Genomic DNA, 11,730 nt, shown 5'->3' on the forward strand with positions numbered 1-11,730 from the left:
AAGTCATTTTTCCTTAAATTTTTGTGCGCATTTTTTATCCTCGGCACATGTTTGATAAAATACTCATACAGTCAGGACGAGTTTAAAAATAAACTTAAGTCATCTGCATCTGTTATTGATTCTAGTGGTTTAACTTTAAAAAATGGCCTCTACGGAAATATCATCAATGGACAAAGTTTCCAGCAAGATGCATTAACAAGTTACGGTGGATGGCAATATATTACTTATTACGATGCAGAAAGACATGTTTGTGTGGGTAGAAGAAAATTACCATCGTCCAAGTGGGAAATAGTTAGATTAACAGACTACCGATTTTCAAAAAATAAAAGTCAGGAGAATGATGGCCACAATACAATTAGTATAGGTCTTTGTCAAAAGGACGGTACAATCCATTTATCATTTGACCAGCATGGTGGAGGATTGAATTACCGTGTTTCCAAAACAGGCATACTGGAGCATCCAGAAAAAGTGCAATGGGAATCCACACTTTTTAACCCTGTGATCAATTATTTGGAAAAGGACAAACCAGTTTTGGCAATTTCATATCCTGCATTTATAAGTACCCCACAAGGAAATTTGCTGTTTATATTTAGGAATGGAACTAGTGGAAATGGTGATTGTATACTTGTAAGTTACGATGGTAGTAAAAGCAAGTGGTATAACACACACACTTTTATATCTGGGAAAGGGGAATATATAGATCCAAATGCTGGTAAAAGTACAGCTCGCAATGCATACTTAAACAATGTTAGTTTTGATCGGCTTGGGCGCTTACACATTTCATGGACATGGCGAGAAATTGTAGCATCTAAAGGAAACAGAGATATCTGTTATGCCTATAGTACGGATAATGGTAATTCCTGGCTTGATCAAAAAAATGCAACAATTACAACATCAGGTGCTACTAAAGAAAGTATAGATACACAAACACCTAATGTTTTAGTAAAGAGTTTAAGCCGCGGCTGGGGTATGATTAACCAGCAATCTCAAACAATAGATCATAATTTAACTCCTCATATCGTGATGTCACATAGAAAGGAGGAGGGGCTACCCGGATGGTCCAGAATGGATGATGCACTATATTTTCATTATTATAAAATGGGAGAAAACTGGATAGCCCAAAAAATACCTTTTATGGGGAACAGGCCAAAATTATTAGCTGATAAAAACAATAATCTATACTTAATTTTCATTCGTAAAGGCAATTTTGATTTTATTAACCAGGGAGCACCTTTGGTAATTGTTAAAGCAAGATCAAAAAATAACTGGACAGACTGGACAAGTATTTACGAATCAAAAGAACATTATTTTAATGAGGTTCAAGTTGATACAAAAAGATGGACTGCAGACAATGTGCTATCAATTATGGGCCAGGCCCTTCCAATCAATGTAGGAGCTGCATCGGCAATTAAAGTAATTGACATCAAACTTTAATCTTATTAAAAAGGTCAAATTAATTTCCATTTTGAACCCAATTAGATAGTATATTCTCTACGGGGTTGCTAGCCTAAACAGTCGGAATTTGGCTTGTTTAAACAAATAAGATAAAGAATTCTCTATAAAATTAAATTCATGGTGAAAAGTCCGATTTTATTTCGGAAAGTTACTTAATAGGCAACGTCTAATGGACGGCATATGAACGGACAATGAACGGATATTGAACGGATACTGAACGGACCAAGCCGTTCAGTGTCCGATTAATATTGGTTAAATAGTAGTGAAATAAATTTCGTTTAACCGGAGGCAGACCGAAAGCTGATTTATACATGCTAGGTTACAGTGAACATACAGATCTCTTAATTTTTAAAAATTGCTTTTATTGAACTAAGGAAAAACTTTAATTTATTAAATTGGTTTATACGTTACCGTACGTATGGCACTAATCACATTTACAAACAAAGGTATTTACTGTAAGCAAGGAGATTTCTATATCGATCCATGGCAACCGGTTAACCTTGCCGTTACCACACATGGCCATGCCGATCATGTTAAATGGGGCAACAAGGCCTACCTTTGTCATGAGCATACTAAACCCATCCTGCAACATAGATTGGGTGATCTGAATATTCAAACCCTGCCTTATCATAAAGAGATCAATATCAATGGGGTTAAGTTGAGTCTTTATCCTGCTGGACACGTTATAGGATCAGCCCAGATCCGATTGGAGTACAAAGGAGAGGTTTGGGCTGTATCTGGCGATTACAAAGTGGAGTACGATGGTATCAGCACTGCTTTTGAGCCTGTAAAATGCCATACCTTTGTATCTGAAAGCACATTTGGCCTTCCTATTTATAAGTGGCAACCGCAACAGGATATTTTTAATCAAATAAAAAACTGGATTTCTCATAACCACGATAAAAATCAAACCACTGTGCTTGTTGCTTACAGTTTGGGCAAAGCGCAAAGGTTGATGGCAGGCCTGGCAGGTTACGTGGATATATATGTACACAGTTCAATAGCCAATTTAAACGATGCTTTTTTCAAAGCAGGGATAATCTTGCCACATACCATTCCTATTACGGCCGAAACAAGCAAGGAATCGCTGCTGAAAGGAATTGTAATTGTTCCACCAGCGGTGGCTGATGGAAAATGGATAAAGAGTCTAACCCATGCAGCGACAGGTATTTGTTCTGGATGGATGCAAGTTAGAGCAGGTAGAAGATGGCGCAGTGCAGATGCGGGATTTGCATTAAGTGATCATGCCGATTGGCCAGGATTATTGTCGGCGATTAAAGCCACAGAAGCAGAAAAGGTTTATGTGACACATGGCCATACTGCAGTTTTCAGTAAATACTTAAATGAAATCGGTATTGAGGCAGAAGAGGTGAAAACGCAATATGGGGACGGGGAAGAAGAGGATAATATAGAGGTCAATAAAGATTAAATGAAACGGTTTAGCCAATTGATACAGGAGCTGGAAATGAGCAACAAAACCAACGACAAAATGTTGGCGCTTGTTGATTATTTTAATGAAGCCGATGATATGGATAAGCCCTATGTAATTGCGATGTTTACCGGAAAGCGACCGAAACGTCCGGTAAGCACAGCCCTAATTAAACAATGGGCTATAGAATTGAGTAACTTGCCCGAATGGCTTTTTGCCGAATGTTATCACAATGTGGGCGACCTTAGTGAAACGATAGCGCTGATATTGCCGCCTCCCACATCAATCCGAGACCGTAAGTTGAATGAATGGATCAATGATCTTGCCTTACTAAATGATAAGGATGAAGCCTTTAAAAAACAATTCATTACAAAGGCCTGGGACACCCTGGAAACTTCAGAACGTTTTATTTTCAATAAACTGATATCAGGCAATTTCAGAATCGGAGTATCCAATAAAATACTGGTCAATGCGCTTGCTAAACAAAGCGATACCGAAAGCAGTAAGATTATGCACAGTATTATGGGCAAGTGGCTTCCTTCAGAAATCAACTATACCGACTTAGTTAATGGTGTACATGTAAATACTGATAACTCATGGCCATATCCATTTTGCCTCGCTTACGCCTTGGAAGGAGTGCTATCATCACTTGGAGAACCCCAGGAATGGCAAGCCGAATGGAAGTGGGACGGCATCAGGGGGCAGATTGTGAAACGTAACGGAGAGTTATTTATATGGTCCAGAGGTGAAGAACTGGTTACCGAACAATTTCCTGAACTCCATTTTTTATTAGACGAATTAGAAGATGGTACTGTGCTGGATGGTGAAATACTATCTGTAAAAGATGGAAAAGTGCAAGCATTTAGCATATTGCAACAACGGCTAAATAGAAAAACTATCCATAAAAATCAGTTAAAGGATGCACCAATAGGTTTCTATACCTACGACCTATTGGAATATAAAGGACGTGATATTCGTGAAGAAGCATTGAATAAACGTAGACAAATATTGGAGCGCATGATTTCAAATTTGAAAACCAATAGCATAGTCGTATTGTCGCCAATAGTCTCATTTAACCAATGGGACGAACTGGCTAAGCTTAGAGAAACTGCCCGGGATCTCAACAGCGAGGGCATCATGTTAAAAAAGCTGAATTCAGCCTATCATTCTGGAAGGAAACGGGGAGACTGGTGGAAATGGAAAATAAACCCTTACACGGTTGATACGGTGATGATCTATGCTCAAAAGGGGAGTGGCAGAAGAGCAAATTTTTATACAGATTATACTTTTGCGGTAAGGGATGGGGATCAGCTCGTCACCATAGCGAAAGCTTATTCGGGATTAACAGATAAAGAAATTAAGGAAGTAAATGCCTTTGTAGTAAAAAATGCAATTGAAAAATTTGGCCCAGTAAGAACCGTTAAGCCAGAATTGGTATTTGAAATCGCTTTTGAGGGAATTGCAGAAAGTAAGCGGCATAAAGCAGGTTTGGCTTTAAGATTCCCAAGAATTGCAAGATGGAGAAAAGATAAAAAAGCAGATGAGATAAATACATTAGATGATTTACGTCAGTTATTACAAGCTACTTTATTACCTCCGGCATAATGATTTAAACCTAAAATTTCTGATATTTTATAAATATGCAGCTGGAAAAAAGCAAAGGATACAAGAAGGTTATTAAATGGTTGAAACAGCATAAGAAGAAGCCATTTAAATTTCAGACAGATGCCTGGGTAAATTATGCCGAGGGATATTCTGGACTTATAAATGCCCCGACAGGTTTTGGTAAAACTTTTTCTATTTTTCTGGCTGTGATCATTGACGAATTAAATGGTGATCCATCTCTTGGTGTAAGCACAGCGGCTATTCAAAAAAAAGGGAAGCAAATCAAGCAAAAGCGGAAATCTGGCTTAAAACTAATCTGGATTACCCCACTGCGTTCTCTTGCCAAAGATCTTGCACGAGCAATGCGCGAAGTCTGCGAGCAGCTTGAACTGGACTGGCAGATAGGCGTTAGGAATGGGGATACTCCTCAAAACGAAAAGCTGAAGCAGAAAAAACAAATGCCGGAGGTACTGATCATTACTCCCGAAAGCATCCACCTCTTGCTCGCCCAAAAGAGTACTTTTAACTATTTTGATCAACTCCAATGTATTGTTGCGGATGAATGGCATGAGCTGCTTGGGAGTAAGCGAGGGGTACTGACGGAACTCGCTATATCAAGAATCAGAGGATTGCTTAGCGAGCAGCACCCAGAACGCTTACTTAGAATATGGGGGATATCCGCAACCATAGGGAATATGGAACAGGCAATGGAGGTCTTGGTGCCTTATGATGATATCCTAAAAATTATTATCAAATCCGATATTGAAAAGAAAATAGAGATACGTTCCATTTTGCCCGACCATATCGATATGTTGCCTTGGGCCGGACACCTGGGACACAAGTTGGCACATAAGCTTTTACCTATTATTCATAAGAGTAAAACAACGCTTATTTTTACCAATACGAGGGGGCAAGCCGAATTATGGTATCAAACCTTGTTGGCTCAGGATGAAAATCTGGCTGGTCTGATCGCTATCCATCATGGCTCAATTGATTATGAATTAAGAAACTGGATTGAAGAGGCCATCCATACGGGGGCATTGAAAGCTGTGGTTTGCACCTCATCCCTGGATCTGGGTGTCGATTTTAAACCCGTAGACACTGTGATACAGATCGGTTCGCCAAAAGGCGTAGCTCGGTTCTTACAAAGGGCAGGAAGAAGTGGTCATTCTCCTTATGAGACTTCTAAAATATACTTTCTGCCTACCCACGCGCTCGAACTGGTAGAAGCTGCCGCGATTAAAGAAGCAGCAAGAACACAAGATATTGAAAGCCGGGAACCTATAGTCATGTCTTTCGATACGTTAATCCAATATCTCGTGACACTGGCTGTTGGTGATGGTTTTGAGGAGGAGAAGATATTTTTTGAAATTAAACAAACACATGCATTTAGAGAATTATTGCCGCAGGAGTGGAAATGGATTATGCAATTTATCTCTACTGGTGGCGACAGTTTAACCGCTTACAATGAATTCAAAAAAGTAAGTAAAGATGAAGATGGTCTTTGGAAGGTGAAGAGCAGGCAGATTGCGATGCGTCATAGACTCCATATTGGTACTATAGTGAGTGATGCGATGCTAAAAGTTAAATATTTGAGCGGCGGGTATATAGGGATGATTGAAGAATCCTTTATCTCAAGAATGAAACCGGGAAATAGTTTTACGCTTGCCGGCAGGGTGTTGGAATTTATAATGGTAAAAGAAATGATGGTACTGGTTCGGAAAAGTAAACAGAAACAAGCCATCAGTCCAAGCTGGATGGGCGGGCGCATATCACTAACTGCAAACCTGGGTAGTATACTCAGGAAAAAATACAACGAAATACTAAATAAAACTCATGCTGAAGAGGAATTGGATTTTATTTTACCCTTATTCGAACGTCAGGCAAAGGTATCCCAGGTACCGAAAAGTAATGAATTTCTGATTGAATTAATTGATACCCGGGATGGATATCATTTTTTTGCTTATCCCTTTGAAGGTCGACAGGTGCATGAAATTATGGCGGCATTAATTGCATACAGGTTAGGGCGGATTAAGCCAATCACCTTCTCTATCGCCATGAACGACTATGGCTTCGAATTATTAAGTGAACAGGCCATTCCCCTGGATGAGGCTCATGTTAAAACGCTTTTTAGCCCCGAAAACCTTAGTGAAGATATTGTCGCCAGTATCAATGCAACCGAAATGGCAAGGCGAAAATTTAGAGATATAGCTTGCATATCAGGACTAGTATTCCAGGGCTTTCCCGGTAAATACGTTGCCAATAAACACCTTCAATCTTCTGCAGCTTTATTTTTTAATGTTTTTACTGATTATGATAAATACAATCTGTTGTTGCGGCAAGCTTATGATGAAGCGTTTTATCAACAGATCGAAGAGCCAAGGCTTGCAGCGGCCTTGAAACGCATTCAGCAGAGCAAAATAATTATTGTTAAAACGGATCGTTATACTCCTTTATGTTTCCCGATTAAGGTAGACAGTTTGAGGGATAATATGAGTTCCGAAGAGCTAAGTCAGCGTATAGAAAGGATGACTGCCGAATCGGAGAAAGCATTACTGAAAAAGAAAAACAACAGACGAAATGATGACCATTGATTGTAAAGGAGAACAATTTATACTTAGCAAAGAACGCGCAATCTTTTGGCTGGCAAAAAAAATGCTTGTCATTAGCGATTTGCATATTGGGAAATCGGCACATTTTAGAAGATCTGGTATTCAAGTACCCGACACAGTGGGTTTAACAGATCTCCATCGTTTGACTTCTTTGATGAAAGAGTTTGAGCCTGATACCTTACTCGTAACGGGTGATATGTTTCATAACAACATCAATAGTGATGCAAATGCTTTTGTAGAGTGGAGAAGGCGTTATACTCATTTAAACGTAGTGCTGATTAAAGGAAACCATGATGCTTTGAAAAACGAAGATTATGAGGCCTTAAATATAGAGGTCCATCCTAAGGAACTCCTTTGCACGCCATTTCGGTTTATACACGATCAACCCATGGAAAAGGATGAATATTACAACATTTGTGGTCATATCCATCCCGGTGTTGTATTGCAGGGAAAGGCAAAACAAAAGTTAAAGTTTCCCTGCTTCTATTTTGGGGAACATTGTGCAATTTTACCTGCTTTCAGCGTTTTTACAGGTTTAAAAATACTAAAACCACAAAAAAGCGATCAATTTTATGCCCTTGCTGGTGATAAAGTAATTAAGGTACTATCTATATTTGATGAAAAAAGGAAAAATGCAGGAATTTAATAGAAAAACAGAAGCTGGGGCGGTAGCATATTTTCGTCATTGTATAAAAAATGGGGATGTGGCAGGAGCCTTAGGTTGCTTTCATGCCCAGGCAGTCTATATAGATAGAGATGGGAAGGAGCTAAGGGGATTGGATGAAATTCAGTCGGCGATGAATAACATATGCGCATTAAAATTGGATATCAAAGGCGGAACCCCGCACATAGCTGTAGTTGATGATCTGGCTATGTGGCTTGATCAATGGGAAATGACTGGAAATACACCAGACGGACATCCAATTAAAATGACAGGGCATACTTCTTGTGTAATGAAAAAAAATGAGGAGGGAAACTGGTTGTGGATAGTTGACAATCCTTTTGGTTCTGCAGTGCTAATTAATAACGGATAAAATGAAAGATAATACTAGGGTATATAAAATGTCTTTTGCAAGCGTTTATCCGCATTACATTCAAAAGGCGGAGAAAAAAGGCCGCGCAAAAGAGGAAGTTGATGAAATCATATTTTGGTTGACCGGATATGATAAACAAGAATTTCAACAACTTCTTAATAATAAAACCGATTTTGAAATCTTTTTTGCTCAGGCACCATTAATCAATCCAAAGGCTTCAAAAATTACTGGCGTAATCTGCGGTTACCGTGTAGAAGAAATCGAAGATGAACTTATGCAAAAGATTCGTTATTTGGATAAATTGATTGATGAGTTGGCAAAAGGAAAAGCAATGGATAAGATTTTAAGGAGTTAGGTGGATCTTGCAGGATCATTTCGATTGCTGTTTGAAGAAATCGATGATCACCTTATTTGCAGCCGGGGGATAGGAATGACCTCCGGGATGACTATAGATCACTACAGGCATACCGATACTGGATTTATATAACATGGCATTAGCTGCAAAAGGGACACCTGTATCATCACATTTATTTAATTTTAACAGGAACCCGCATGTTTTTTTCTGCCATTCGGTTTTCACAAGCCCATCTTTTTCACCATAAAGGTGTAATACAGGCTTTGGTTTAAGTTGGTTCATTATCCTTGCTGCGACGGCCGCCGTAGGCGCTACCGCTGCAAAAACCGACCCTCTTGCAGCCCAAAGCAGATAGGTGAACCCGCCACCATTAGAGTGCCCGGTAACATAAATTCTATTTGCGTCGATGCGATAGTTTTCTTGTAAAGAAGCGAGCATGACGTCAAAGAATTTCAGGTCGCGGTCGCCATCGGTTCCAACGCTTTTTTGCCAGCCTGGAAGTTTCCCTTCTGGGTCAGTAAGTTGTCCAACTGTGTTTAGGCCCTGTGGACATATAAAGATAGCTTCTGGCCATAATTGGTCGAATCTTCGCGTTTTATACACGTTTTCCATATTACCACCATGACCGTGAAAAGTGAAAATAATAGGCGTTTTGTTAGTTTTAGCGCCATCAGGAATATAGACCAATGCTTTCCTCACCGTATCACCGATTTTCCATTCCATGACTACTGGATTGGGATTGTTAGCTTTTACATTTTGACCAAATAAAGCAATCGATGGAATTAGTAAAATCGCCAGAATGCTGACGTAGAGTAGGTGGAATTTTAAAGTCATATAACTCTATAGAGTGGAATAAAATCAAATGGTTTAATTGGCCATTAACCTATGATTATATTGTGGATTTAGTAAGTTTGTTTATACCAAATAACGCTAAAATGGATAGGAAGAAAAAAAAGCAAGCGGCAATTAAGTCGGCAGCCAATGTTGATCAACAGCGAAAGGCACTAAAAGAAAGATTTATAGACCGTATTAAGAAATTAATTATACTTGTTGGTGATGAAGTCTTGTTAGAAAAGTTCCCGGCCATTTATTTGGAAAAACTTTACGAATGTCGTTATCCAGTGCTAAAAGCTAAAGGAGCCCCAGGCACAGATATTAGTAAGGCAAGAGTAATTCAGTTCAATAAATTGTTGCTGCAATTTATGGAGGGGGCTGAGTTGACCTTGCCCAACGGTAATAAAATACCAATGGCATGGTATCTTTCAGAAGGTACGACTTTGAGTGATAGCGTATCTGAGTTTGATATCAGTAGAGATCCTAAGCTGGAAGGAATCAAAAAAGAATTTGCTTTCGGTTTACATGAAAGTAAGTTTCATCATGATCTACAGGACATATTGGAAATGCTGGTAAGTGAGGCTTGTATATTCTTGAGTGATTACAATGATCATATCTACAGAGCAGATATTTCTATGACGCCTTATTTTGCGCCATTCAATCCGCAAAATGACATCATTATCCACACCTTTAAACCAAAGAAAGAAACAATAGAGACAAATAAAGGGGCGCGGACTGCGATACGTCTGGGCTGGCCTTCTGAAGACTTTGAATGGGAATACTATAATGTCAAACCATCACTATTAGGCTTCAAGACCCCAGGTCTCGATATTCCTCTGGAATTATATATCAGTACCCATGCTTTTGGCAGGCTGCAGGAGAGAATCAACATCACACCTGGCATCATGCATCAAATATTGTTGCTCACCTTTTTACAACCTGAGATATCGCACCGATGGAACGGAAACGAGAGTCATGTTGATTTTCTAGTCTCTGGTCAGAAAGTTGGATATCTAGTCGTGAAACTACATGGCAGCAAACTGATGATCCATACTTTTCTATTTCTAACCAATAATGATACATTCGAAGGTGAAAAACTTGGACGCCTTTTAAGCATTGTTAAGGAAGATAAAAAGTATCTGGAGATAGACACCCTTCCAACATTTAATGCCTATCATATTGACAAAAATGAAAAATTAAGCAAATTGTTTAAAGATGCTGGCTGCGGATCATTACTAAAATTGGGACACCTGCAGGAATTTACCGCCAACCAGGTCTCGGATAAAGATCCTGAATCCATTTTACACTACCTGGCTGATGCTCCATACCTCAATAAACAGAATCTTAATTTTGAGTAACTTTAAGGGGGATGATCATGAACCGTATATAGCCATAAAAAAGGCCGGATATTGACGTAAAGTCTATATCCGGCCTTTTTACATCAGAAAAGAAACTATTTTTTAGCCTCGTTTAGTAGTTGCGTGTGTAAACGTACATACTCAGGGTTTTTAATTTCTGTAGCCAATTGTAAACCTGATGCCGCTGTTTTTGCAGCAGCTGTTTTGTCACCCATTTTTAATTGGATCCGGCCTTTTAATAATTTTATCCATGGTGCTTTACTGTCTGCAGCTTCGGCCGCAGTAGCCCATTCTAAAGCTTTATTTAAATCTTTATCATTTGAATAGTAATATTGAGCTGCCTGGAAGTAAGGTTTTTTCTCGCCTTTCATCGCTGCATCAATACTAGCCATTACGGTAGCATCAACTTCAGTAGTCATATTTACAGTTATGCCTGTATTTTCCCACATCAATTGTAATTTAGCGGTGGTAGGATATACATCAGCAAATTGAATCGTAAAAGTTTCTACTTTATCTTTCAGTTTGCTGGCTTTAACTTTAACTCTTAAAGCATCATCAGATTCTTTATATTCATAAGCTCCCCATTGCTTAGATGCTTTATTGAATATTACTGTCCATTCATCTTTGCCTGGGATAGTAAACAATTCGTACTCACCAGCAGGTAACTCTTTACCGTCAATTTTAACAGGCTCAGTGAAACTGATTGTAGTCGCCGAGTTTGCACCAGTACGCCATACAGATCCATAAGGCTCCAGATCACCAAAAATTTTACGACCTTTTACGTTAGGGCGAGAATAATTAAGTGTGATTTTACCTAGACCAAAGTTTTGAGTAATAGTTTGACTTGTGCTCGGTTGAGGCATTTTTAAGCCTTGAGCTTGAAGGTCAGCCGTTAATGACACGGTTAACGCTAGCAATAAAATTGCTTTAATAGTCTGTTTCATATGAATATATATATTTAAATGGTTATTAACCAATTATATTTTGATGCCACTAATTTACATCTATCATTGTATATTCTTTATTAAATATAAACTCTATATAGAAA

The 11,730-nt window shown here is 38.8% G+C and carries 10 protein-coding genes; 8 read left to right on the forward strand and 2 right to left on the reverse strand.

What is annotated here, in order from left to right; genetic code table 11:
• The first annotated feature begins 51 nt into the window (after positions 1-51).
• The 7 genes from BLS35_RS08445 (at position 52) to BLS35_RS08475 (ending at position 8,490) form a co-directional block, all read left to right on the forward strand.
• Entirely contained in the window at positions 52-1,434 is a 1,383-nt protein-coding gene (locus tag BLS35_RS08445) for a BNR repeat-containing protein (RefSeq protein WP_165973283.1), read from the forward strand.
• A 439-nt stretch (positions 1,435-1,873) separates the two neighbouring features.
• Positions 1,874-2,884, forward strand: a complete 1,011-nt coding sequence (locus BLS35_RS08450; RefSeq protein ID WP_090779814.1) for a ligase-associated DNA damage response exonuclease — start codon at positions 1,874-1,876, stop codon at positions 2,882-2,884.
• A complete protein-coding gene (locus tag BLS35_RS08455) occupies positions 2,885-4,489 on the forward strand; it encodes an ATP-dependent DNA ligase (protein ID WP_090779816.1) in 1,605 nt (534 codons plus the stop codon). It abuts the gene before it with no gap.
• 35 nt (positions 4,490-4,524) lie between these two features.
• Positions 4,525-7,083 (forward strand): ligase-associated DNA damage response DEXH box helicase, encoded by a 2,559-nt coding sequence (locus tag BLS35_RS08460; protein ID WP_090779818.1) that lies wholly within the window; start codon positions 4,525-4,527, stop codon positions 7,081-7,083.
• The gene (gene pdeM / locus BLS35_RS08465) at positions 7,070-7,747 is read left to right on the forward strand and encodes a ligase-associated DNA damage response endonuclease PdeM (RefSeq protein ID WP_254778759.1); all 678 of its coding nucleotides are present in this window, start codon (positions 7,070-7,072) and stop codon (positions 7,745-7,747) included. The genes BLS35_RS08460 and pdeM overlap by 14 nt, the downstream gene beginning before the upstream one ends.
• The gene (locus tag BLS35_RS08470; RefSeq protein WP_090779821.1) at positions 7,719-8,135 is read left to right on the forward strand and encodes a YybH family protein; all 417 of its coding nucleotides are present in this window, start codon (positions 7,719-7,721) and stop codon (positions 8,133-8,135) included. Before pdeM ends, BLS35_RS08470 begins: the two co-directional genes overlap by 29 nt.
• Before the next feature lies 1 nt (position 8,136).
• Positions 8,137-8,490: a DUF2200 domain-containing protein gene (locus tag BLS35_RS08475; RefSeq protein ID WP_090779822.1), complete on the forward strand. Its 354-nt coding sequence runs from the start codon at positions 8,137-8,139 to the stop codon at positions 8,488-8,490.
• Between the two features lie 15 nt (positions 8,491-8,505).
• Here the strand turns inward: BLS35_RS08475 and BLS35_RS08480 are convergent, their stop codons facing one another.
• Entirely contained in the window at positions 8,506-9,213 is a 708-nt protein-coding gene (locus BLS35_RS08480; protein WP_254778761.1) for a CE1 family esterase, read from the reverse strand.
• Positions 9,214-9,425: 212 nt separating this feature from the next.
• On the opposite strand from BLS35_RS08480, the gene BLS35_RS08485 reads away from it, so the two are divergent.
• Entirely contained in the window at positions 9,426-10,682 is a 1,257-nt protein-coding gene (locus BLS35_RS08485; protein ID WP_090779826.1) for a hypothetical protein, read from the forward strand.
• Positions 10,683-10,777: 95 nt separating this feature from the next.
• On the opposite strand, the gene BLS35_RS08490 is transcribed toward BLS35_RS08485, so the two are convergent.
• Entirely contained in the window at positions 10,778-11,626 is an 849-nt protein-coding gene (locus BLS35_RS08490; RefSeq protein WP_090779828.1) for a DUF2911 domain-containing protein, read from the reverse strand.
• Between the last annotated feature and the right edge of the window lie 104 nt (positions 11,627-11,730).

The organism is Pedobacter sp. ok626 (genome assembly GCF_900100435.1).
GTDB lineage: Bacteria > Bacteroidota > Bacteroidia > Sphingobacteriales > Sphingobacteriaceae > Pedobacter.

Excerpts from the sequence above, each read along its gene's own strand:
- BLS35_RS08490 (WP_090779828.1), bottom strand. The coding sequence starts at position 11,626 with ATGAAACAGACTATTAAAGCAATTTTATTGCTAGCGTTAACCGTGTCA.
- BLS35_RS08455 (WP_090779816.1), top strand. The coding sequence starts at position 2,885 with ATGAAACGGTTTAGCCAATTGATACAGGAGCTGGAAATGAGCAACAAA.
- BLS35_RS08450 (WP_090779814.1), top strand. The coding sequence starts at position 1,874 with ATGGCACTAATCACATTTACAAACAAAGGTATTTACTGTAAGCAAGGA.
- BLS35_RS08480 (WP_254778761.1), bottom strand. The coding sequence starts at position 9,213 with ATGGAATGGAAAATCGGTGATACGGTGAGGAAAGCATTGGTCTATATT.
- BLS35_RS08460 (WP_090779818.1), top strand. The coding sequence starts at position 4,525 with ATGCAGCTGGAAAAAAGCAAAGGATACAAGAAGGTTATTAAATGGTTG.
- BLS35_RS08475 (WP_090779822.1), top strand. The coding sequence starts at position 8,137 with ATGAAAGATAATACTAGGGTATATAAAATGTCTTTTGCAAGCGTTTAT.
- BLS35_RS08470 (WP_090779821.1), top strand. The coding sequence starts at position 7,719 with ATGAAAAAAGGAAAAATGCAGGAATTTAATAGAAAAACAGAAGCTGGG.
- pdeM (WP_254778759.1), top strand. The coding sequence starts at position 7,070 with ATGATGACCATTGATTGTAAAGGAGAACAATTTATACTTAGCAAAGAA.
- BLS35_RS08485 (WP_090779826.1), top strand. The coding sequence starts at position 9,426 with ATGGATAGGAAGAAAAAAAAGCAAGCGGCAATTAAGTCGGCAGCCAAT.